General features: G+C 54.9%; 13 protein-coding genes and 1 tRNA gene. 4 read left to right on the top strand and 10 right to left on the bottom strand.

The annotated features are described in order from the left end of the window. Positions 1–18 precede the first annotated feature (18 nt). The 5 genes from WA354_RS22435 to WA354_RS22415 all read right to left on the bottom strand — a co-directional run bounded on the left by WA354_RS22435 (position 19) and on the right by WA354_RS22415 (position 8499). On the bottom strand, positions 19–3291 hold the full coding sequence (locus WA354_RS22435; RefSeq protein ID WP_472815250.1) for an error-prone DNA polymerase: 3273 nt from the start codon (positions 3289–3291) through the stop codon (positions 19–21). Continuing rightward, positions 3284–4789: a DNA polymerase Y family protein gene (locus tag WA354_RS22430; RefSeq protein ID WP_472815249.1), complete on the bottom strand. Its 1506-nt coding sequence runs from the start codon at positions 4787–4789 to the stop codon at positions 3284–3286. Before WA354_RS22430 ends, WA354_RS22435 begins: the two co-directional genes overlap by 8 nt. Beyond that, positions 4786–5610: an ATPase domain-containing protein gene (locus WA354_RS22425; protein WP_472815248.1), complete on the bottom strand. Its 825-nt coding sequence runs from the start codon at positions 5608–5610 to the stop codon at positions 4786–4788. Before WA354_RS22425 ends, WA354_RS22430 begins: the two co-directional genes overlap by 4 nt. A 176-nt stretch (positions 5611–5786) precedes the next feature. Beyond that, the gene (locus WA354_RS22420; RefSeq protein ID WP_472815247.1) at positions 5787–7145 is read right to left on the bottom strand and encodes a tryptophanase; all 1359 of its coding nucleotides are present in this window, start codon (positions 7143–7145) and stop codon (positions 5787–5789) included. 13 nt (positions 7146–7158) lie between these two features. Next, positions 7159–8499 carry an AGE family epimerase/isomerase gene (locus WA354_RS22415; protein ID WP_472815246.1) on the bottom strand — a complete coding sequence of 447 codons (1341 nt, stop codon included), beginning with the start codon at positions 8497–8499 and terminating at the stop codon, positions 7159–7161. 251 nt (positions 8500–8750) lie between these two features. On the opposite strand from WA354_RS22415, the gene WA354_RS22410 reads away from it, so the two are divergent. Both WA354_RS22410 and WA354_RS22405 read left to right on the top strand, forming a co-directional pair. Further along, positions 8751–9722: a hypothetical protein gene (locus WA354_RS22410; protein WP_472815245.1), complete on the top strand. Its 972-nt coding sequence runs from the start codon at positions 8751–8753 to the stop codon at positions 9720–9722. A gap of 395 nt (positions 9723–10117) precedes the next feature. Then, positions 10118–11302, top strand: a complete 1185-nt coding sequence (locus WA354_RS22405) for a hypothetical protein (protein ID WP_472815244.1) — start codon at positions 10118–10120, stop codon at positions 11300–11302. A 107-nt stretch (positions 11303–11409) separates the two neighbouring features. Here WA354_RS22405 and WA354_RS22400 read toward each other — a convergent pair whose 3' ends face one another. The 4 genes from WA354_RS22400 to WA354_RS22385 form a co-directional block, all read right to left on the bottom strand. Continuing rightward, on the bottom strand, positions 11410–13122 hold the full coding sequence (locus WA354_RS22400; protein ID WP_472815243.1) for a mechanosensitive ion channel family protein: 1713 nt from the start codon (positions 13120–13122) through the stop codon (positions 11410–11412). Positions 13123–13159: 37 nt separating this feature from the next. Continuing rightward, positions 13160–15877 carry an MGH1-like glycoside hydrolase domain-containing protein gene (locus tag WA354_RS22395; protein WP_472815242.1) on the bottom strand — a complete coding sequence of 906 codons (2718 nt, stop codon included), beginning with the start codon at positions 15875–15877 and terminating at the stop codon, positions 13160–13162. A 662-nt stretch (positions 15878–16539) separates the two neighbouring features. Further along, entirely contained in the window at positions 16540–19986 is a 3447-nt protein-coding gene (locus WA354_RS22390; protein ID WP_472815241.1) for a TonB-dependent receptor, read from the bottom strand. Between the two features lie 478 nt (positions 19987–20464). Next, positions 20465–20554, bottom strand: a tRNA-Ser gene (locus WA354_RS22385). Between the two features lie 200 nt (positions 20555–20754). On the opposite strand from WA354_RS22385, the gene galA reads away from it, so the two are divergent. Further along, positions 20755–23271, top strand: a complete 2517-nt coding sequence (gene galA / locus WA354_RS22380; protein ID WP_472815240.1) for a beta-galactosidase GalA — start codon at positions 20755–20757, stop codon at positions 23269–23271. 102 nt (positions 23272–23373) lie between these two features. On the opposite strand, the gene asnA is transcribed toward galA, so the two are convergent. Continuing rightward, positions 23374–24513: an aspartate--ammonia ligase gene (gene asnA, locus WA354_RS22375; RefSeq protein WP_472815239.1), complete on the bottom strand. Its 1140-nt coding sequence runs from the start codon at positions 24511–24513 to the stop codon at positions 23374–23376. A 259-nt stretch (positions 24514–24772) separates the two neighbouring features. On the opposite strand from asnA, the gene WA354_RS22370 reads away from it, so the two are divergent. After that, on the top strand, positions 24773–24944 hold a 172-nt coding region (locus tag WA354_RS22370; RefSeq protein WP_472815274.1), incomplete at its 3' end, for a glycoside hydrolase family 78 protein.

Raw genomic sequence — 24944 nt, 5'->3', positions numbered from 1 at the left:
GGGACAAGGGAAATGTTGTCAGTGGAAATCATGTGATCGCATATCGGCCGTCGTAATGTTGATAGGCTTTATCCGGCAAGCTTTGACGTGGATTACACCGTTCTGTTTCTGCAAGGTGCCTTCTATCGAAAGAAAGCGGTTGCGCGTAACGACGACGCGATCTCGCTCGAATAAATCAGGAGTAATGATGACGTTCGCAATTCCCGTTTCATCTTCGAGAGAGAGGAAGACGAATCCCTTTGCCGTACCCGGACGCTGACGTGCAATGACACAGCCCGCGATCTGAACGAATCGGTTGTTGGTGCCGCGCGAAAGTTCATCCGCGGAAAGAAAGCCTGCTCGCACCAACTCGTCGCGGTGATAGCTCATCGGATGCGGACCGCAGGTGAGCCCGCTGCCGGAGTAATCTGCGGCAAGACGCTCGTCAGTGGTCATCTTTCTCAAAGGCATAGATGCGCTGCCCGTGCCGCCGGCTCGATCTGCAGTCGCAGCTCGCAAGAGAGGGCCAACTGGTCGACCCGCCTGCTCTACCTGCCAAAGAGCGTCGCGCCGATGACTTACCTGGCCAACGGAATTCAGTGCCCCAATCTGCGCCAATAAAACCAGATCTTTCCTGTTCAATGCAGGGACTCGCCGCGTCAGATCATCGACAGAGCTGAATGGCCCATCGGCGTTGCGTGCAGCTAGCAATGCTTCGGCGGATGATTGCCTGAGTCCTTTAGCATAGTTAAGCCCGATGCGAATAGACAGACTCCCGTCAGGCTCATGCTCGATGGAACATTGCCACTCGGATCGTTGTACGCAGACGGGATGAACTCGCAATCCGTGCCGCTGCGCATCTTTGACAAGCACGGCAGGGGAGTAGAAACCCATGGGCTGGTTGTTTAGCAACCCACAAGTGAATGCTGCCAGGTAATGAACCTTGAGATAGGCTGAGGCATAGGCAATAAGTGCAAAACTGGCAGCATGAGATTCCGGAAAGCCATACATGGCAAACGACGAAATGCCCTGCACGATGCGGTCCTGCTCTTGCTGGCCGATTCCGTTGTTTGTCATACCGGAACGCAGACGGCCTTCAAGGTCGCGCATTCTCTGCATAGAGCGGCGCATGCCCACTGCACGACGCAGTTCCTCGGCTTCAGAGCCGGTAAAACTTGCTACAACCATCGCCATGCGCAGCAACTGCTCCTGAAATAGCGGAACGCCCAGTGTTCGCTTCAGAACCGGTTCGAGCAAAGGATGCGGATAGGAGACTTCTTCCTGGCCCTGGCGACGGCGCATATAGGGATGCATCATTTTCCCGACAATGGGACCGGGACGAATAATTGCAACCTGTACAACGACATCGTAGAAACATCTAGGCGCATTATGAGGAAGGGAAGCCATCTGTGCACGGCTCTCAACCTGGAACATGCCAACTGTATCTGCCTCGCAGAGCGTCTCGTAAACAAGTTGATCTTCTGGCAGAGAAGCCAGGTCTACTTCTTTGCCGTAGTGACGTGGAATCAATTCGAGAGAGTCTTTGAGCGTTGCCATCATTCCCAGGCCGAGCAAATCGACCTTGATAAGTCCGAGGTCAGCACAGTCTTCTTTATCCCATTGCACAACGGCGCGACCTGGCATTGATGCGCGTTCGATGGGGACGATACGATTCAGCATGCCTGCGCAAATCACCATTCCGCCAGAATGTTGTCCAAGATGGCGAGGGAGATTGTACATGCGTGTGCAGAGTTCGAGATATTTCGCAATGCTGTGGTGGCGTACATCGAACCCTGCCTGATCAAAATGCTTAGCCATCGTGTCGTTGGCGCCGCGCCATTCCCAATGACCAACGAGGCTGGATAGCTTTGAAAGCTGTATCTCATCAAACCCAAGCGCTTTTCCTACTTCACGGGCAGCGGAACGGCCGCGGTAGGTGATCACATTTGCAGTCATCGCAGCACCTAACGAACCATAGTGCTCGTAGATGTACTGGATGACGCGCTCGCGATGATCACCTGATGGAAGATCAAGATCGATGTCGGGCCATTCGCCCCTACTATCACTAAGGAAGCGCTCAAACAACAAATCCATTCCTATAGGATCTACCGCGGTGATTTCAAGGGCGTAGCATACGACCGAGTTCGCAGCCGAACCCCGCCCTTGCACCAGGAATCCATTTCTCTGGCAAAAACAAATGATGTCCCAGACGATGAGGAAATAGCCGGCGAATCCTAGCTTGGCTATTAACTCAAGTTCATGCTGCGCCTGCTTGCTAGCTCTCACCATCAGTTTCTGTTTTAACTGAGTTGCATACCGCTTGCGAATGCCATCCTCGACACGCTTTGCAAGAAAACTATCCATGCTTTCGCCGTCAGGTACAGGGTAATGCGGAAACTCGTATCCAAGATTGTTCAGCGTGAATTCGAGGCGTTCACTCACAATTCGAGTATTAGCAATCGCTTCAGGAATATCGCGAAAGAGATTGGACATTTCGCGTGCCGGGCGCAAATGGCGCAAAGAAGTTCTATTCAGTAGCCGCCCGGCATTATGGACTGTGGTGTGGTGGCGAATGGCAGTAAATATGTCGAGGAGTTCGCGATCATCCCGCTTGGCATAGCGCACACCGTTGGTCGCAATTGTCGGTAGACCAAGACGCGATGCGATGTCGAGCAGTGCGGCGTTACGGCATTCTTCTTCCCGTTCGCAGTGGCGTTGGAGTTCAACATACACGTTGCTCCGTCCGTAGATGGATGTAATTCGATCGAGTGCCTTGAACGAGCCGGCCTCTCCGTCGCGATTGAGTTCAGCAGCGAGAGGGCCTTCTTCACCACCTGTCAGACAGATCAGGCCCGACGAAAATTCTTCCAGATCATCGAATGTCGCTGCGCCTTCAGCTTTGGTTGGCTCGCGCATCTTAAAGCGCGTAATCAACTGGCAGAGATTCTGATATCCGACTTGCGATTCGCAGAGCAGAACGATGCGAGGAGGTTCATCGGGGTGTTGGTGCGGAAGCCACGCATGAGGAACAAGTTTGTTACCGAACGATGAGACGGCAATCTCCGCGCCGATGTGTGCCTTCACCTGGTTGTGCTTTGCCGACGTATGAAAGCGAGCAACACCGTAGAGTCCATTTCTGTCGGCCAGTGCCATTGCAGGCATTCCGATTTCGACTGCGCGTTCGATGTAGGATTCAGGTTCGGACGAACTCGCGAGAAAACTGAATGCACTCGAAGCATGCAGTTCTATATATTCTTCCGTGGCAGAGAATGCAGACGGGCTGCAGACTGTTTTGCCCTGACTGTCAATCATAGAGCGCATCCAATAGCCACTTATGATTCAGGTTGTCATGTGCGATAAGGCAGCCAATGGTTTCCCCATGAGTGTTTGTGACAATTAAATCCCACTCTTCCAGATCCCATTCATTGACAGACCACCAGCAACCACTTGTATTCCATGGGCCATAGGCAATCTGCACATCGTAGCGATCTGCTCCATCACGAAATGAAGCAGGCTTTTGAGAATGGACCTCTACGAGAAGCGGACGAGGTGGGCGCATGCGCCGCAGCGAAATACGAACCGTTGAGTCCATGCAAAGAGATGACTGATCCGTTATGGAGAAGTGTTCCATTGCGAAGCTTCCACTGCGATGTGTATCACTCAAGACAGCAGATCCAACGCGATCGTCGCCAACTAATGCTTTGAGTCGTGCGAGAGTGACATCGAGACGTGATGGCTCAGGTGTCTGTGGTGCGAAGAGCCCCATTTGCACCTTGCTTCTTTGTCCTGCCTCTGCGATCAATGTAAGAGAAGTTATGGCAGCCTGCGGCGGGTGTGCGGCCATCTCAAGCTGAAGCAGTTTAAGCAGGAACTTGCGATCGCTGGAGGGGATGGCAGGTCGAATCGCGCGCTTGTAGATGGGCTGCTTGTCAAGGCACATCTGGACCGTGATTGTTGCCAAGGACAATGCTCTTGCAGCTGCGCGCGATACAAGATTGTTGATCATGTTTGCGCCGATGAAGAGCAGGGAATCGAGCTGTTCTACATGGGTTTCGAGTTCGATGTGCTCTTTTAGTTCAAATCTCGCTTCAATGGGCTGAAACGTATGTTTAGCCATGCCGCGCGCGAGTTGTAGCCAGAGCTTTGCCCGCTGTCCGAGACGCGTAATGAGCTCTTCTTCAGGCATTTCTGCAAGATCGCCAAGGGTATTAATTCCCCAAAGCACAAATGTTTCGTAATGCGCATCATCGAGGCGCACTGAATCAATCGGAACTGTGGCAAGTGATGCCGCTTCCTTGTCTTCGGGAATGACTGTTATGCCTCGCGCGTATTCGGCCTTGATGCGCGCGGTGTCGAAGTTATGACTCACTGTAACGGATACGCGAAATCCTGCGGAGATGATTGCAGCACGAAGGCGCAGAGCCAATGTTGCTGGCGGCCCAAACAAGCGTTCCGTCCCTGTTATATCGAGTACGAAACCGCAGGAGTTTTCAGCGAACGTCTCTTCGATGCGAGGGGAAAAGTGAGAAATACATTCAAGAAGAACTGACCTTGCAGCACGTTCGGTTTCGATTGAGCGCGATAACACGCATACTTTGTTGACTTCTTCGACTTCGAGGCGCGACATGCTGCGTACGATTCCGCGCTTGCGGGCCTGCTGATTAAAAGAGCAGACACGCTCCTGTGGCGCAATACCATCGAGTATGGCAATGGGCTTTGAGCGCAGATCTGGTCGCATGCGGAGGATCGCCTGGGCAGGAAACTCAGCTGCATGAATTGCTGCATAGAGCGAATTGGATTTCTGCGTCATGCGCGCTTATCGGAATTCCAGGTTGCTGGTGTCGACCAGGTTGCTGGCGCTGTCCAGGTAGAAGCCGGTGGCTTGCGGTCGATATTAGTGAGTGGCGAAAAACGCACGTGACCACGCCGTGCACTGCAGTTAAAATTGCGGATCACAGTAGCGGCAGAGTCATCGATGTTATCGGGCAGGCACTCTAGAACTACCGCGGCGCTGGACTGTGCGTACGCCGCTTTGCCAAGCACGACCAGGCTGCAACGTGTGCGATCAGCCGCCTGCCGGAAACGGAACCATGTCGCCAGCGGAATGCGACGGCCATGTTCGATGGCTTCATCGGCCAGGTCGAGGACGATGGTTGCGAAACCACCTGCCTGCAATAGCAAATCTGTGGCGCGTATCGCCTGGTCCAGCCGTGACCAGGGTTTTTCTTTATCCTGCTTTCCGGTAGAGGAAGTAACGCGCGTTGCAGAGGAAGGCTTATCGAAAGGCGCATTTCTGCATCGGACCCAGAGCAGATGCTTGAGGTTTATTCCATTTGCTGCGGCGGATTCCGGATCGAATGAATCGTTCGCATCGATCAACGCACAGACGCTGCCTTCCTGCATGCGACGAGCGAGAAATGCAAGAGTGATGGTGGTTCGCCCTGAGGATGCAGGTCCGGTGATTTCACTGATCGCTCCTATGGGCAATCCCCCATTGAGTAAATCGTCGACGGCAGTTATACCGGTAGCAGCTACATCGCGAATTGTTCGAGCAGTTGGTGTAAGTACGGAAGGGTAGCGATGCTGGAAATCGCTCTCGATCTGTTGGCGCAGTGCGGCAGAGGAAGGCATGGCAGAAAGGCTATATTCGCCTTTTGTTCGCCTATAGAATCATGCAACCGAGTGGCGGTTGTCAATCCTGTCCTGTGGGAATCGATCAAAAAAGTATTGAGGATTCAACTTAAGCATATCGTCCCTCAAAATCACTTTGTTTGCTTAAAGATATGTGAGCTAAATAAACAAACACCTTAGCTGCATACTGGTGAAAGATGCGCAGTGAAGTGGCGAAGGAAAGGCGCTTCATAGGTCAGGCGCATCCCCTTAATCCGGTCGCGATTCTTATAGACCTCGATAATCACCTCGACAAGGTAATCGACATGACTTTGTGTGTAAACGCGGCGCGGCATCGCCAGACGGACCAGGTCCATCTGTGCGGCTCCTGCAAACATTAAAGTGCCAATCTCCACGGAACGGACGCCGCCTTCGAGGTACAACTCAGCAGCCAATGCGACACCCGGAAATTGATCCACAGGGATGTGAGGCAGGAAGGCACGAGCATCGATGTAAATCGCGTGGCCGCCTGGCGGCTGGACGATGGGAACGCCGGCTTCGGCGATGTGGTTGCCGAGGTATGCTGTCGACGCAATCCGGTAACGCAGATAATCCTCCTCCAGCGCTTCCTGAATTCCAACAGCGATTGCCTCGAGATCGCGGCCTGCGAGTCCTCCGTAAGTCGGATATCCTTCGCTCAAAATCAGAAGGTCTTTTTGTTGCTGTGCCAGCAGATCATCGCTGGTGCACAGGAATCCACCAATGTTGGCCATGCCATCTTTCTTGGCCGACATGGTGCAGCCATCGCCGTAGCGGAACATCTCCTGCGCTATCTCCTTAGGAGCCTTATCCGCATATCCCGGTTCACGAAGCTTGATAAACCAGGCATTCTCCGCGAATCGGCATGCATCGAAATAAAGTGGGATTCCATGACGCTTGCAGATGGCGCTGACCTTCCGCACGTTTTTCATTGAAACGGGCTGACCACCGCCGGAGTTGTTGGTTACAGTGAGCATCACGAGGGGAATGCGCTCCGGGCCGACACGGGCGATCAAGGATTCAAGCGCGGCAACATCCATGTTGCCTTTGAACGGATACTGCAACGACGGCTGTCGGCCTTCGGGGATGAGCAGGTCTACAGCTTCGGCGCCCACGAACTCCACGTTGGCGCGCGTGGTATCGAAGTGCGTGTTATTGGGGACGACGTCGCCTTTCTTGCACATAACTCCAAACAGAATGCGTTCTGCCGCACGTCCCTGGTGTGTGGGAATGACGTGCTTGTAGCCCACGATTTCGTGGATGGAGTTGCGGAAGCGATCGAAACTTCGGCTTCCGGCGTAGCTCTCATCGCCTTCCATAATGGCGGCCCACTGATGCGTGGACATGGCGCCGGTTCCTGAGTCTGTCAGCAGATCGATAAGCACGTCGTCTGCCGGCAACAGGAAGAGGTTGTAGTGTGCAGCTTTCAAAAGCTCTACGCGCTGCGCACGTGTAGTCCAGCGGATTGGCTCGACGCTCTTGATCCGAAATGGCTCGATGATGGTTTTTACTGGCATGTCACGCCCAATTCTAATGCTCCGCTGCCAGTTTGCGCAGACGAGCACTCACATTCCAGAATGCACGTCCATCGTGGTAGGCAGCTTTCCAGATTGAGCCTTTGTCCTCGGTGGCAGGCGCGCCATTGGCGCTGGTCAGGTTGTAGTCGCCATGAAACCGTCCATCAATTGTGTGATTCTGGATGAAGGCCCATTGCTCCAGGAACCGCTGGAAGTACACGCCATCCTGCTTACCATAGCGCTCGTGCATCATCAGCAGCGCATTCAGGCCTTCCACCTGCACCCACCATTCCTTCATTGTGTCTTCGGGTTTGCCGAAGGTGGTGCCCTCGCGAAAGAAGCCGCCATTCTGATGGTCCCACCCGTAGGCAAGTGCGTGGTCGACGAGCATCCGCGCCATGCGCTCGGTATTTTCGCCGGCCTTCTGGTGAAGAGCTTCGTCGGTCTCAAGCATCAGGTAAGCGGTCTCAACGTCATGTCCGTAGGAATCGTGGTCGGGGATGGGTTGCCACGCGTTGGTGAAATAGAGGTTCATTACACCGGGCTCCACGCAGATCTTATCGCGGACGATGGCGAGCAGTTCTTCGAGGCGCGAGCGTAGTGTTGGATCAGGCCAGACTTCGTACAGTTGAGTGAATGCCTCAAGCAGATGGATGTGCGTATTCATCGACTTGTAGTTGATGGGGCCGATAGGATTTGTCGCCACAGTACCGTCGGGGACTTTCGGTATGATTGGCGTTCCATCGCGTGTGAGCCATTCAAAATAGCCGCCATTTACCGGATCATGAGCGTGCTTGTCGGCCCAAAGAAACCCATCTTTCGCTATCTGCAGCGCCTTGGGATCACCGGTAGCCTGGTACGCGGCTGCGGCACCGTAAACGCAGAAGCCAATGCCGTAGAGTTCCTTCTCGTCGCCAAAGGCGGAAGTGATTTTGCCGGCGTCGTCCAGTCCCCAGAAAAAACCGCCATATTGTTTGTCCCACATCACGTCGGCGAGAAAATAGACTCCGTGGTGAACGATCGGAATGAACTGGTCTTTGAGTTCAGGCTCGCGCATCACCACCTGCGCTGCTACCCATGTCATGCGTCCCTGAAATACGGAGAATTTGCCGTCGCTCGGCAACTGTTGCCAGTCGCGCGCAAAGTGCGAATGAAAGCCGCCATGTTTCTCATCAACCGAACGGGGAAACCAAACCTGAAGAACGTCTGTGTGCAGCGTTTTGTCCAGTTCTGCGGCCAGTTTCAGATAGGATTCGCGTGTTGGCTGTGTGGCGCTCCGGACGGACTGCGAAGGCAACGGCTGTGCCAAGCACATATATACAAGGCAGATTAGCAGCGAAGCGAGACGCTTCATTCGACGGAGTCAACTCCTCGCGCGAATGCTACCACACTGAATCCGCAGGTCCTGAACTGAGTCAGATATTCGTACTTTGTTTGGATGTCATCCCGAGGGCAAGGGCAGCGGAACTTCGATGTCATCTCGCTCATTACCAACGAGCATCGTTTTGAAACTTTTGTGTGCCCATCTCGCATTCCAGAACTCTGCTAATCTAAACCCGTACACGGCATTGCACTGCGGTCGGCAGCTTCCCTGGAAAGAGGACTATGGGCACCCAGAAGCTGTGCACCTGCGACCAGACACGTCAAAATCTGATTAGGGTAGATATTGAACTCATCGATACTGTTAAGCAGCCCTTCGCCACGATTGTCAAAGACCTCTCCGGGGTTACTCACAAGGGATTCTGGTTGAATCCATTTCGAGGAATCCCACATGGCCCGAGCCTTTCGCGATTCGATGTGGTTTATCTGGACGAGAACTGCCGGGTTTTGGAATATGCCCGGAATTTTGCAGAAGTAGAGTTTGTGCCGATTCGCGCCCAGGCTGCCAGTGCGCTGATCTTGCCGACGCATTCCATCACTTCGTCTCACATTCAAGAAGGGGATCAGCTGCGGATTTGCAGCGGGAGCAAAGCTCTCGCTGGGTTCGACGAATCAGCGCCGCCGATCGAAGCGGCGGATTCATTTCGATGTTCGCGGAAAAGCGGACTTCTCGGTTCCGGGCTGCAGAAGCGCAACCATGAACTGCAAGTCACGAAAACGGAAACAAGTCAGCAAGGCGTAACTGAAGAACCGACCTCTCTGATGGTGAGGTTTCTGCGCTGGGTGTTCCCGCCTGCTTTGAGTGACCGCCGCCGTGACGAACGAATGCCTGCTCAAGGCATCGTTGCCTACCACTGGACTGGAGGAGCACCGCAGGCGTACCAGCTTGGAAACGTGAGTCAAAGCGGGTTGTATATGCTCACTGAGGAGCGTTGGATACCAGGGACCCGCATCGTGATGACTCTGCAGAGAGCGCACATCGGCGAGGCACACTCCGAAGACATCCACCCGGTGGAATCGCAGGTCGTTCGCTGGGGTGTAAACGGCGTGGGATTTGCGTTCGGCGAGTCGGGCCTTGTCGATCTGAATAGCGGCGAAATCGTGGAGGATCAAAAATTCGACCGTGTGGCATTCGAACAATTTCTTCTCCGCGCGCAGCGTCCTGCTTCAGGCGCGGCTAGTCCAGGGCCGCAGTAAGGCCAGCGGAAAGATCGAACTATAGTTTTGCGGCCATACGGGCATTTGGCCAAAAGACATACCACAGGCGGAGATGAGATAGCAGTTTCGATAGAATCGCTCAATTGATCGGTTGTTTCGGGAAACAATAGTGACGCTTCTCGATACGTGTGTTTCCGCTCGTCAAGAGAGGTGGAGACTGGTAGTTTTGCCAGTTTTTCTTCGACCAGCCTCCGGATATATTTGCCGTCTCTCAGTGGAATATTCAACACAATCCCGTATGTCCCTCGGAACCTTGGGCGAACGAACATCATCAAGCTCGAATAGGTACTCCAACTCCATCCGATGTCTTAAGCCGAAGTCTTCTCAATCAGAAACTGTGGCTGCTCACCCGGCTGTCTGCTGCGGAGGTTTCCATGAGTGAAGTTCGCTCTCCGCTGGCGGAGAGTTTTTCCCTGACGCGTGGAGGCCTTTTTTATCGGGTACAGCGATTGCTTGGCTTCGCCGACGAACGCTCAGGAGCCATTCGCCGGGTTCTATTTGGCATTGCCGTCACCTGGCTTCCGTTGTTGATTCTCTCCTTTGCTCAGGGAGTGGCTTACGGGAACCATTTGCAAATCCCATTTCTTCGCGACTTCGCCGTCAACCTGCGATTTTTGGTTGCCCTCCCCATTGTGATCGTTGTGGAATCGAGTATCGACGACGAGTGGAGACAACTTGTCCTCCACTTCCTGAGATCCGGGCTTGTGCAAGACCCGGAGTTGCCCGCTTTTGAAGCAGCGATCCGAAGAGTAATTCGCCTTCGAGATAGCATCGTGCCGGAGCTAATCTTGGCTGCGGTAGCGTGTTCGTCATTCCTGTTCCCTAAACCGGAACTATTGATGGAGAACGCATCGAATTGGCATACGATGGGGCCCGGTCCAAATCCCGGGCTAAGCCTCGCGGGATTGTGGTTCATCCTCGTCAGCATGCCATTCTTTCGTTTCCTCGTGTTGCGCTGGACATGGAGGATGGGCCTGTGGACGCTGTTTCTGTGGCGTACTTCAAGGATCGACCTTCATCTGGTCGCCACGCATAGCGACCTGGCGGCAGGACTCGGGTTTTTGGCGGAAGGCCAGTGGTACTTCAGCCCAATTGTTTTCGCGTTAAGTATCGTGATCGCCAGTCAAGCGGGAAATGCAATCGTCTACGAAGGAGCTACCCTTGCGGGAATGAAGTTCGCCCTCCTCGGCTTTGGAGTAGTCTCAACCCTGGCTCTGGCCGCGCCGTTGCTGGTCACTGTGCCGCTTCTTGTCAGGACCAAGAAGCGGGCCATCCTTGACTATGGCGCCTTGGTGACCAGGCATAACGAGTCATTCGCGGCTAAGTGGGTTGATGGGAGCATCCTGAAAGGAGACGGAATTCTGGGCGATCCCGATCCATCGTCCTTGATCGACCTTGCTAGTAGCTTCCAGTTGGTCCAACAAATGCATTACGTGCCGATCAATCGATTAACTCTAATTTATCTGGCCTTGTCTGCAGTGCTCCCCATGGTTGTCATGATGGTGCTGGTGACACCCGCCGAAAGTCTGATAGGAGCCGTATGGAAGATGGTGATGTGATTTCGAGAGCATGACGCGCACTAACGTCGCCTGGATGGGAGTACAAGGATTTCTCAGACCACTCTGGCGCGAGTGATTGATTCCATTGTTTTAGTTTAGCGCTGCTTTTAATTCCCCTTCCGTCCATACACTTGGTTTTCCGCCACAGGACTCCTTTCCAATTCTCCATCCGGTCGCATATAGAAGAGTTGTGGAGGTATGGCAAAACCGGCTCCCGAGCTTTCGATGACGTCGCCAATCTGGAGCAACAACTCTTCGCGCACCGCCACGAATTGCACGAAGTCGCGAGTCAGGACATAGCAAATGAGTTCAAACCGGATGGAGTGCGGTCCGTACGAGGCCAATCGTATGCTCGCCGTATCGGTTTCAAGACGGGGATTGTTTGCAAGCAAATGGCGAATCCCCTCAAGAATGGATCTTAGTTGTTCAGTGTTTGTACCGTAGCGTATTTCGAGGGTGGTGTTCACCTGGATCTTGCCGCGAGTCGCAAAGTTTTCGATATTTGACTGAGCCAGCGCACCAGCTGGTATCGACAGAAGTGTTTGTTCCGGCGTGCGAAGACGTACAGAGCGCAATGTGATGTCTTCCACGGTGCCCAGGCGGTCTCCAATGCGGCACTGGTCTCCCACCCCGAGGGCTTTATCGGCCACCAGGAAAATGCCGCCAAGAATATTCTCGACCGTCTTCTGGGCACCAAACGCAATGGCCACTCCGCCGATTCCAACACCCGCAAGGGCAGTCGTTGTATCCACCCCCAGAACAGTGAGAGAGGTGAAGATTGCCACTAAAGTAATTAGAACGCGCAGCAAACGGTTGGCCAGCAGAATGCCGGACTCCGCGCCAGTATTTCCTCCAAACTGAATTGTCCTGCGAGCATGCTTGAACCATAGCTTGCTGATGCGGAGAAGCATTACGGTCACGCCGAAGATCAGGAGTATGAGAGCAAAGCGGCCGAAGATCGTGCGTGCGGTGAGCGAGAGTCCCAGGGAAAAAAAGATGGGTAGCTCAACAAGCGTGGTGAGGATAACAATAGCCGGCCAGTTCACCTCCTTGTACAACGACTCAATTAATGCGCGACGCGGTCCGTCCTTTGCCCTCTTTTTCAGAATCCGGACAGTCACGTGGGAAATGAGCCAAAAAAGAAAAAAGGAAACTGTAATCGAGGCGATGGAAACGAGCCAATGCGCCAGAGGGATTGAAAACAGGTTGTGCGTGAGGAGCGGTTCCGGCATGATTCGATCAATCCAGTTCTCCTGGATTGCATCGAACAACTGCGGAACGTTGGCCAAAGTCTCGGAAGAAATCAACCAGATTTGGCCGGACTTCTCGTCGGGAACTCGCGTGAGGAGAACATCAACCTTCTGGTCGTCGATCTTCAGTGGCCCGACCCGCTCCTGGTCGATTGGCAAACCGTCCGTCACGGTTCCTTGCGGGGAATTGCTGATCAATGCTATCGGTTCGCTGAAGTAGCGGTTCATCAGCGCTTTGAGTTCCCGGGCCAGAGTCTCTGTTGAGGCCGCTTGCTTTTTCTTGATCTGAAGGTACTTGGCCGCAGTGACAAAATCGCTGCGATCTGCCGCTTTCACAAACCCTATGATCGTTCCCCTTGGCGTGCTGCGCCCGAGTGGGTCTTGTGCTTCTTCCTGGGGTGCGGGCGAAGGGGTAGCAGGTTTTGTGAGGACGTCGGGAAATTGGGCGGTCGCCGACAGCACCGCCGCGAACAGGCACAGAGCCACCCCGGCCAACATTCTGTGAAGGGGCCGTCCGCTGATTTTGCGCAGAGTTGCGACAAGGGACCAATTGGAACCTGCTGCCGGCATTGCCTTCAAATTCCTTGCACTCCAAATCCAAGGCGACTCATTTCGGCACGAGCGGTTCTTCTCTGACAAACGCATCTACCTTTCCGCCGGCAAGGAATTGAGCCGCATCAAGCCGACCGAAAAGATCAATCAATCCACCGACGAGACCTGTCCAGCCGGTCTGATGACTGGCACCTAAACCCGCGCCGTTGTCACCGTGAAAATACTCGTAGAACAAGAGGTAGTCCTTCCAGTGAGGATCCGTCTGAAACTTCTCGGTTCCTCCATAGACAGGCCGTCGACCAGATTTGTCCCGAAGGAATATCCGGGTCAGCCGGTTGGCAATTTCACGGGCCACCTCAAACAAGTTCATCAGGTTTCCTGATCCTGTCGGGCACTCAATCTTGAAGTTGTCGTCGTAGTAGAGGTAGTAGGACAGCAGCGCCCGAATCAGCAATGCGTTCACCGGCATCCAGATCGGCCCACGCCAGTTTGAGTTGCCTCCAAACATTCCCGTGTCAGATTCTGCCGGGAGATAGTTGACCCGGTACTCCTGGCCATTCACGTTGAATGTGTAGGGATGCTCGGCATGATATCGGGAAAGTGCCCGGATTCCGTAAGGACTGAAGAACTCGTTTTCGTCGAGAACGCGAGTTAGTATTCTGCGCAAGCGATCTGGATTCACCAGTGCCGCAATCCCGCGCTCGCAACATCCCAGATGCTGTGGGCCGGTCGGATGGATGCTCTCCCGTAGCTCAGGCATGCGCAACAAACGCTCTCTCAAAATTTGGTTCACACGCGGTAGGAGTTCGCGCTGCGATGGCTCAATTACGGTAGTCGCGAAGAGTGGCAGCAGCCCAACCATCGAGCGAACTTTGAGTCTCGTCGCCGTGCCATCGGGAAGCCGCAGTACATCGTAGTAGAATCCGTCCTCCTCATCCCACATCCCATCCGGTCCCATTCCGTTCATCGCATGGGCGATCAGAAGGAAATGGTCCGCAAACTTGATGGCTAGATCTTCGAAGAAGGTGTCGTGAGCTGCCAACTCGCAGGCGATCTCCAACATGTTCTGGCAGAACAGGCATACCCATGAGGTGCCGTCAGCCTGCTCCAGGTAGCCGCCGGTGGGCAGCGGTGCGCTGCGGTCGAAGACGCCAATGTTATCCAGTCCCAGGAAACCGCCTTCGAAAAGGTTCTTGCCAAAACGATCTTTTCGGTTAACCCACCAACTGAAGTTCAGCAGCAGTTTCGCAAAACACCTCTTCAGGAACTCCACGTCGCTTGTCCCCTTGAGGGCTTGCTCTTGCCGGTACAGGAAGATCGCGGCCCACGCGTGCACCGGAGGATTTACGTCACTGAAGTTCCATTCGTAAGCAGGGATCTGGCCAGATGGATGCAGGAAAAACTCCTGCAGCATGATTCCGAGCTGCTGTTTCGCAAAGTCCACATCGACAGTGGATAACGCGACGGTATGAAACGCCAGGTCCCAGGCGGCGTACCACGGATATTCCCACTTGTCGGGCATGGAGATGACATGCTCGTTGATCATGTGGAACCACTCGCTGTTTCGCATTTGCTTTGAGTTTGGGCGCAAAGGGTCCGCGCCATGTTCCTCAAGCCATTTGTCTACCTCGAATCCAAAATACTGTTTACTCCACAACATCCCAGCCATAGCCTGGCGCAAAACGAGGGCTTCATCGGCGTTCACTCGACTTGGCGTGACGCTACGATAAAATTCGTCGGCCTCACGCTGGCGAAGCTGCATCGTCTCATCAAAGCTGCCGAAGGGATCAAGAGTGGCAGAAGCTGCCAGATCAGTGAGTCGCAACCGGATGGTGGCTGTTTGACCTGGGCCCACGTTCAATTGATATTGTGCAGCGGCTTTTGTTCCGGTGCGCCCGGGATTCACGGCGTCCTTTTTTCCCTGGACCACATAGTTGTTTATGCCGTCCTTAACCCATGGTGAAGGATTCGAGGTTCCAAAAAGCCGCTGATTGTTTGTCTCGTTCTCCGTGAACAGCAGCGGAGCATCGCCCTCGCAGTAGAGCCAACGTTCGCCCAATTTGGCGTGGGATGCCGCTATCGCCGAGGACTGTTTGAAGGGTACCGCCTTAAGAATCGGCTTTGGAGTGTCAGGCCACCAGGTCCATGTGTTGCGAAACCAGAGGGTCGGCAGCACTTGCAGACTGGCCGCTTCCGGCCCCCGATTACAAACAGTGATCCTTATCAGAATGTCTTCCGGAGACTGTTTCGCATACTCCACAAAAACGTCGAAATAGCGATCGGCGTTGAAGATGCCTGTGTCCAGCAGTTCGTATTCCGGCTCAAAACGGTTGCGGCCTTTGCTCGTCTCGATCAAATCCCAGTAGGGATACTCCGCCTGCGGATACTTGTACAGATACTTCATATACGAATGTGTTGGGGTGCTATCCAGATAGAAGTAATATTCTTTGACGTCCTCACCGTGATTGCTTTCACTATTGGTCAACCCAAACAACCGCTCTTTGAGTATCGGATCCTTTCCGTTCCACAACGCGACACTGAAGCACAGAAGCTGCTTTTCATCGCTGAAACCGGCCAATCCGTCTTCGCCCCAGTGATAAGCTCGGCTTCGAGCCTGATCATGACTGAAATAGTCCCAGGCATTTCCATCCTTGCTGTAGTCTTCGCGGACCGTGCCCCACTGGCGTTCGCTTAGATAAGGCCCCCATTTTCTCCAGGGGATATTGGCTTCGTGAGCCTGCAGCAGTCTCACGTCCTCTGCATCGTTCCTCATATCTCCTCCAGGTATCTCTATGGCTCCCGGGAAACTTTTCGTGCTAACTCAGGAAATCCTTTTGCGCGACCCATGTCCCGAAGACGGTCAGCAACTAAAGTGATCTTTGCCGCGAACACGACCCTGTCGTTTTGTTTTTCTTGCGCGTTATCGGTCCCTACCCTGCACAATGTCGGGACAGGCGAGTGTAGAGCCCCTTGCCTCGATGATCTGGCGGGACTTAGCGCGAGAGGCTACAGCGGGTGGTGACGAAAAGAGCTATTCGTTCTTGAGAGTGAGATTCAAAGCGATCAGGGCCGACAAAACTAATGACGCCGGTCGAACGGCGCCTTGTTCAAGCATCGTTGGATACCACTCGGCGGGTCATGAGGCGATTGAGATGCTCATTACGGGCCACGCCGCTACATCAGAGCATGTGGCCGTCGCAGTTGCATACTCTCGTGCCCGAAGCTCCAGGAGGCACCCGAGAGCCTTATTAAAACCCCAAGCTAACCTTTCGGCAACTGTCAAACTTGACAGTAGAGATTGGACAGAGTTGAGTCTGGGGATGCAGGCATTCGCCAGAGGGTCGGTTAGATTAAGCATCTCAAGCAGCTCACGTGAAAAGGGCGCAGGGTGGAGCAACCTGGTCGCTGCGCACCCTGCGAGATGAAGACTGCTTATTAGAATCGGATCTTCCCGCCGAGCTCAATCCGCCGTCGATCAATACCGGAGAACACCGAGTTGGTCTGCCCTCCGCCGTTGGGGTTAAAAAGCGTGTTGCCGAACGAGCCGCCCGCATCCGCGAAGTTTCCAAAGTCAATATTCACGCCGGGGCTGCCGCGGTATTGGCGATTGAGAACGTTGTACGAAGTCGCCCGTATCTCGATTGTGAAGCGCTCGTTCAATTTGAAGTTCTTCAGCACGGCGAGATTCACGGTGTTGATGGTTTGGCCGCGCTGCTGGTTGCGCCCCCCGCCCGCGAAGGGAGTGCCGAAATATTGGGCAGAGACATCATCGTTGCGAATCCAGTGAAAGGCCTGAAGACTCGCAGGCGCCCCGGTATAGTAGTTGACGACTCCGCAATCGCTGGCAGTGGGATCGGTGCACTGACCGACTGCATCAATTGGCGCGTGGCGATTATTGATGATGGGCCGGCAGGTCGTGCCACCGGAATCCTGAGTTGGGTCGCACAGCACCGTGTCGGCCGCTGCGTTCTCGGTGACTGTATAAGGCTGCCCGCTGGCGTATCGCCACACAGGATTGATCTGCCAGCCGTTGAGCAACTTGCCTCCTGGAGAATCCTGCTTCAACAGCCGAGGCACCTCGTAGATCATGTAAATCGATGCAAGCTGCGGATAATCAAGTCCGCTTACGCCACGTTCGGCCTGGTTGAGATCAAAGGGGCTCTGGGAGAAGTTGGTTGTGTTTCCGCCAGTCCCAGTGGCGTAGATTTCGCTGACATTGTCGATATCCTTGCTCCATGTGTAGCTGATGCCGGCAGTGATACCGCGCCAATGTTCGATGTTCAGTCTTGATTGGAGCGAGTTGTAGTTAGAAAAGCCCGTGTTGCCCAGCGTAACCAGATTGGTGCGATTGCAGTCCACGTAACCTGCAGTCGCTCCCGGCGTGTTCGGTGTCGTGCATGGTGTGAGGCCGGCGGGAATTACATTCTGGAAACCCGCGGCGATCAGAGGACCGAGGGCGGGGTTCCCGTTTCGATTCTCGAGAAGTCCGACGCCGTGGTTTCCGAGATACCGCACTTCGCCCACGATATAACGTGTAAATGCCTGCTGAACCCCAAGGGACCATTGTTCGGTGTAGGGGTTGTAGAGATGAGGATCGGTGTTGGATTGGGCGCGGAATCCTGGATCGCCTCCGAGCGGAACCTGCGGATTGATGATGCCTCGCAGGGCAGCAGCTGATCCGTCCGACGGAATGCAGTCGTTGCAAGCCAGCAACGAGGCGAAGTTCACGGTGGGAGTGCTCTGCGCGATGTTCGCGAATGGATTGTTGAACGTGGCATCATAGCCGATATGAAAACCGCCGCGAACGACCAATGAATTCTGGCCATGAATCGCAGGCTGCCAGGCGAACCCGAGAACGGGCCCCAAATTTCGCTTAACCATGGGTAGTGATTGAACAGTCCTGAGACTGAGTGGCAGCGACGTATCCCAGAACGCCGTACTCGGGTTCGACTCACGGCTCGTGGTGTAATCGTGCAAACCGTTGATGGGCTGACTTTGAAGCTCGTAGCGAAGACCGAACGAGAGAGTCAACTCCGGCGTGGCCTTGAAATCGTCCTGAACATAAACCGCGCCGGCGTTGTACGTGAGTGGATAAGCGGAGGGGCCCTCGGCATACAGCGTCAAATTGGGATTGCTCTGGATAAACGAGTCGAAGCTTGTGAAGACGAAGAAGCCGTTCAGGTACGGAATGCCGTAGTCCGTCTCAGGGAAGTGGTTGAACTCGCCGCCAAATTTAATGGAATGCTTTCCCGCCTGCCATGTGGCATTGTCCTGGAACTGGGAGCTTTCGATCACCCTGCCCTGCGGCCAAAACTGGTTCTGCTCGCCAAGAGCAAGGTCAGTTGCATCGGCAAACGAAACGCGAATGGGGCATCCTGACAGGATCGAGCCGTCGGTGCAACCGGGGTAACCACCCCCGCCGAATTCCACGTTGGAATGCGAGTAGCTGTACCGCGCCTGGTTGAGGAATCGTTGACTGAACGTATGCGTCCAGTCCGCACCGACGTAGTGACTGGTTCCGCCGACGTTTACGAATCCCCCTGTAACGGCCTCGGCGGGTGAAAAGAAGTTCACGTTTGTGGTCAATGAGTTTTGATAGATATAGCGTCCGAAGATGCGATCCCGAGAACTAAGCTGGTAATCGAAGCGCCCCATCGCCTCAGTGTCGTTAAATGGCGAGACAATAAGCCGGCGTGCGGTGGCAAACTCGATTGGAACGCCGAGTACATCGACGGTGGTTGGCGCACCGAACGAGAGTTCGCCCGCCTTTACGCTGGCAGGACCAATCGCCGCCAGTGCAGAAACCGCAGAATTGTTTGGGAATGCCGTCTCAAGCTCCTGAATGCCGTCCGGCGTGGGGGTAATCAGGGGATTGGAAAAGGAGGGCGCGGAACCCGTTCGCGTGTGTTCCCACATGCCGGAGCCAAAATACCAGAGCTTGTTTTTCTTCAAGGGACCGCCCAGTGTGCCGCCCCAGCGATTGTCGACGTATCGCGGTATGGTCGGCTCCAGGCACCCGGTGGAGGGGCTTTGACCGGGAGTGCAATAGCCGAATAGTGGGCTCTTATCCTGGTTCGCAAGGGAGTCGGCCCAACTTCCGTTATAAAACTCGAATGCCGAGCCGTGGATCTGATTGGTTCCCGACTTCGTGATGTAGTTCACGACCGCACCGCTATTGCGTCCGTACTCGGCGCTCTCAGCAGTAATGACCTGTACCTCCGCGATCGCATCGGCATTCCCAAAAAACACGTTGGGGCCGCCGATATTGGTGTCGTTGTTGGCTTGCCCATCTAACTGGAAGTTGTTATTGCGATCGCGAATTCCGTTGGTCGAAAACTCTGCCCCATTATTGTTGGTGAAAACGTTGCCGCCTGAAGGCGCTACACCCGGAGTGAGAAGAGCGACGATATCGAAACCATTTCCGATCGGAAGATCTGCCGTCTTCTCAGTGTCGAATTCCTGGCTGATCTGTACGGAGTCGGGCTGCAAAAGGGCGGTTGCACCTTCGACGGTGACAGCGGAGGCGGATGCGCCGATCTTAAGCGAAATCGCACCGATCGATGTAGCCGTGCTGGCCTGTACAAGGACTTTCTCGATCTTGAATCCGGAAAACCCCGCAGCTTCAACACTCACGTTGTAATTGCCGACGGGAAGGCCAGGAAGGTGAAAGATTCCTGATGAATTCGTCGTGGTCTTCGCGACGGAATTGGTTTCGATCTGGACCGCCGTGACGGAAGCTCCTTGAACCACTGCTCCGCTGGGATCCTGCACCGTACCGGTGATAGATCCCGTCACAATTCCCTGAGCGCAGACGTTTGTGACCAGAAGGCATACTGCGAGGAGGAAGAGAAGACTCGCAGCTAGACGATGGCTGATTTGCATACCGACTCCTAAGCAATCCAATTCCACTTGAGAAGGCAGAATGCATGCCTGAAACCAATTGAGTCTTAATGGCAGAGCAAAGTGATGGAGAGCGTGTTGCAGGGACGAAACGCCTGATTACCGTGAGGAGTTCCTTGGCAGGGTTCGAAGCAATTTCATCTCTTCGCCCGCCTGCAATCCATGGAACCAAACGTAGGATGCAGTCGGGTATGAGCTTGCATATTGCGTGACGAAGCGACGATCTTTGTGGTTGAGGTGAGGAATTGAAGGGCCAAATCGCAGAAAGTAAGAGCTGCACATTCAAATGTGCTACAGAATCCTGTACGTCAGCACCGCACTCACTTCACGCGGGAGCAACTCGCCGCGGACCTCAGCAACTGACAGTTCTCTACGTTATCTGTAACGCTGGATCACAGGGACTGAAAAAGTTAACGGCAACCAGCCACGCTGAATCCAAGCCTCGGTCCCCGTAGATGTATGGCGGAGAGAGTGGGATTCGAACCCACGTTAGAGTTACCCCTAAACACGCTTTCCAAGCGTGCGCCTTCAGCCACTCGGCCATCTCTCCACTGGTGCGATCCGCCTCATCGAGTTTACCAAAGTCGGCCACCGGCGCGGTCGTGTGAAGGACAAATGAAAGCGTTTACCTGAACCAACGCGGTCCTGTATAGTCTCTTTGCTGGTTTCTCACACAAATCTGCTGCTCTGCATTGCGCACTGCGAATGTCAACGTTGCTGCCTGCTCTTTGTTGTGCCTGAGGTACATGCATGTCGACCCTTACTCGTCGTGATCTTCTTCGTTCTGCCGCTTATTCCAGCCTCGCTCTCTCCGCTGCGCCGTTCATGTCGCGTTCCGCTTGGGCGCGCACCGTTCTTCTTGCCGCAACAGCGGACGCTAAGCCTTCAGCCATCCTTCCGCGAGAACAACTTCTCTTCGACTTCGACTGGAAATTTACTTTCGGGAATGGAACGGATCCGGCAAAGGACCTCGGCTTCGGCAACGGACAAGGCGACTTCGCGAAGACGGGAGACTTCGAATTTGCGAAGGCAAAATTTGACGACTCGAAATGGCGCACGCTGAATCTGCCGCATGACTGGGCAGTCGAATTACCCTTCGTAAGAGATGAGGTGCAGAATTCGCACGGGTTCAAGCCGCTTGGGCGTCGCTATCCTGAGACGAGTGTTGGGTGGTTCCGGCGTTCCTTCGATATTCCAGAAAGCGATAAAGGGCGTCGTATCTGGGTCGAGTTCGATGGCGCTTTCCGAGACGTCCTGATATTTGTGAATGGTTGCTTTATCGGCCGCAATGACAATGGATACGCGCCGTTTCGATTCGATCTCACGGACTTCCTGGCATACGGCAAGAAGAACTATATCGTCGCGCGCGTCGATGCCAGTTTCGGGGACGGCTGGTTCTATGAAGGCGCCGGCATTTACCGGCATGTCTGGCTTACAAAAACGGACGCGCTTTACCTGGGCAAATGGGAGAGCTACGTCCGGTCGGAAGTAGCCGGGAACTCCGCGACGTTGATGTTCGGAACCATGGTCAAGAATGAAGGAAGGCAGGCGGAATCTGCCAAAGTGAAGTGGCAGATCATCGATCCGACAGGGAAGACCGTTGCGAATGCTGAGGCGCCCGCTCAATCGGTCGCCGCTGATGGTACGGTTACGTTCACCGCGACCGCGAAGCTACCGAGTCCTGCGCTCTGGTCTGTTGACGCGCCGAATCTTTATTCGGCGATCGTCACGGTCGAGTCCGGAGGCAAAACGCGCGATGCAGAACGGGTGAGCTTCGGCGTGCGCACGGCAAAGTTCACTGCCGACAAGGGGTTCTTTCTGAATGGCAAGTCGGTAAAGATTCAGGGCACCTGCAATCACCAGGACCACGCAGGTGTAGGCGCGGCATTGCCAGACAGCTTGCAGTGGTTCAGGCTTGCGGTGCTGCGCGAGATGGGCGGCAACGCGGTGCGCACTTCGCACAACATGCCGACTCCGGAGTGGGTAGAAGCATGTGATCGCATGGGCATGATGATGATGTGCGAAACGCGGCAGATGAGTTCCAATCCTGAGGGCATGGCGCAACTTGAAACGATGGTAAAGCGCTATCGCAATTCGCCGTCGATCATCTTGTGGTCCATTGGCAACGAAGAAAATCAAATGCAGGGACCGATGGCCGAGCAAGGCGCTCGCGTTGGCGCCGACATGGTGCGGTTGTGCCACGAACTTGATCCGACGCGCGTCGTCTCGGCCGCGGTCAATGGAAATAATAAACAGGGAGTTTCGGATGCCCTGGATATTCTCGGATTCAACTACAACCTGAAGCTGCCGGACGAGTACCACAAGGCACATCCGGATCGACCGATCTATGGGTCGGAGACTTCGAGTGCGATTGGTACGCGCGGCGTGTACAGTTCCGATCCGCTGCGCAACACGGTGAACTCTTATGACGGCGTCGTACCCTGGGGCGAGACTGCCGAGGAGTGGTGGAAATTCTACGGGACGCGCGAGTGGTTGGCGGGCGGCTTTGCATGGACGGGATTCGACTATCGCGGCGAGCCGACTCCTTACGGGTGGCCTTCGATCAACTCCCAGTTCGGCATTGTGGATATGTGCGGGTTTCCGAAAGACAACTTCTACTACTACAAAGCGTGGTGGGGCAAGGATCCGGTGGTGCATGTATTCCCGCACTGGAACTGGACGGGCAGAGAAGGGGACGAGATTCCTGTGTGGGTGTACTCGAATCTGGACGAGGCGGAGCTGTTCGTGAATGGCAAAAGCCTGGGCGGTCAGAAGGTTCCTCATCTAGGCCACGTCGAGTGGAAGGTGCGCTACGAGCCGGGCGCAATTGAGGCGCGCGGCAGCAAAGACGGCAAGGTTGTGCTCACGGATAAGCGCGAGACGACCGGGCCGGCCGCTTCGATCCGACTGACGGCGGACCGCACCGAGATCAACGCTGATGGCGAGGACGCGGTCGTGATCAAGGTTGAGGGCCTCGACAAGGATGGCCGTCTCGATCCGATTGCGAATAATCGCATCGCGTTCAAGATCACAGGCAATGGTGCGTTGATTGGCGTAGGGAATGGGGATCCCAACTGCCAGGAGAGCGACAAAGCCCCGAAGCGCTCGCTCTTCAACGGCCTTGCGCAGGTGATCGTGCAAGCGACCAAAGAGCCCGGCGAGATCCAAATTGAAGCACACAAAGACGGCTGGGGAGGCGCGAACTTAATTCCGGCGATCATCACGATCAAGACGAAGCAAGTTGAACTGCGTCCAGAGGTGGGCTAGGGACACTTTTCAGCTCTGAGTCTGCATCTCCCCCAGGTCGGAAATCAACCCGCAGTCGAGTCAAATGGGCGTGAGATGCCGGCTCGAGGCGCACGGGACTGTTTACTCCAGTACGAAAATCTCCTTCTGCGCGCACATCTCCTTAAGGATCTTTGGCCACACGGTGACGCTGACCTCTCCGAGGTGGGCTTTACGCAGGAGCAGCATCAAGGTGCGAGACTGTCCGATGCCGCCGCCGACCGAGAGTGGGATCTGGTTGTTGAGGATTGCCTTGTGATACGGCAACTGCAGGAAGTCCATCTGCTTTGACAGGGTGAGCTGCTGTTTCAGAGTTTCAGCGGTGACGCGAATACCCATGGATGTGAGTTCGTGGCGGCGCTTGGTCACGGGATTCCAGACGAGGATGTCGCCGTTAAGGCCATGGGTGTCTCGGCCAGTCTCAAGGTGGGTATCGGTGATCCAGTCGTCGTAATCGGCGGCTCGCATTTCGTGCGGATAGCCGTCGCGTAAAGGCAAGCCTATCCCGATGATGAAAACCGCGGGGTAGTTTTGCAGGATTGCCGTTTCGCGCTGCTTCCGCGGAAGATTCGGGTACATGTTGAGAATCTCTTCGGCATGGATGAAGGTCAGGTGTTCTGGCAGGTCGGGATAACGGGAGTCTCGCAGCTGCGGGAAAAGAGACTGGGCAAATCTTTCGGCGCCGACAATCACCTTCCAGATGTTGTTGACGATCGATTTCAGGAAATTCAAGTTGCGTTCTTCGGAGGTGATGACGCGCTCCCAGTCCCATTGGTCCACGTAGGCCGAGTGGTCATGGTCAAGGAAGTAGTCTTTGCGGACGGCGCGCATGTCAGTGCAGATACCTTCACCAACGCCGCAATCGAATTGACGGAGCGCGACTCTCTTCCACTTGGTAGCTGCCTGTACGACCTGGGCGTCGAGCGGATGGAGATCGCGATCGTTGGAGATGTGGAATTGAATAGGGGTGCGTGAACCGTCGCGATCGAGCATGTCGTTGACGCCGCTTTCGACGTCGACGATGAGCGGGACTTCGACCATCATCAAGTTGAGTTCCTTGCACAGGTTGTCTTCGATATAGCGTTTGACTTGGAAGATGGCCTGCTGTGTCTCCCGGGGCGTAAGGATGGAGCGGTAATCGCGCGGGAGAACGGTTTCCAGTTCTTTATAGTCGCCGATGCCAGGACCTGCCAGGTCGGCTTTCTTATCGAGGACGGTGGGCATGGAATCTCTCCTTTGGGGACGGTGTGCGGGCGGAGAGCTTCAACCGGGCGGGCAGGAATGGGCTGCGCCGCTGTGCAGTTAAGCTGCGCCGCGCAGGGCACGTCGACACCGGCAGAGATGGTCGACCCAAGACGCGCGGGACGCTGTGATTGCAGTCACGGGTCCTTGTAACCGCGGGGCGTCGTTGCGATCACCACCTCGAAGCAGGGTGATTGGGGCATATACTTGTCGTTTCATCACGATCAGGGGGCGAGAGCGCATGCGCACAATGGGTTGGGTGGGTGTGGGGGTATGTCTGGCGGTGTGTTTGATGGGGCGGGCACAGGGCGGCGCGTCGGGGCCGGTACATCTCCAGGTTGACGATATGCAGCACCCACTGGGGATTGACGATGCGACGCCGCGGTTTTCGTGGCAAATGAAGGATGGTGCCC

The organism is Occallatibacter sp. (genome assembly GCF_049802275.1).
Lineage (GTDB): Bacteria > Acidobacteriota > Terriglobia > Terriglobales > Acidobacteriaceae > Telmatobacter.
Note: the sequence above shows the minus strand (reverse complement) of the source record. Positions and strands in the feature narration are given on the sequence as shown.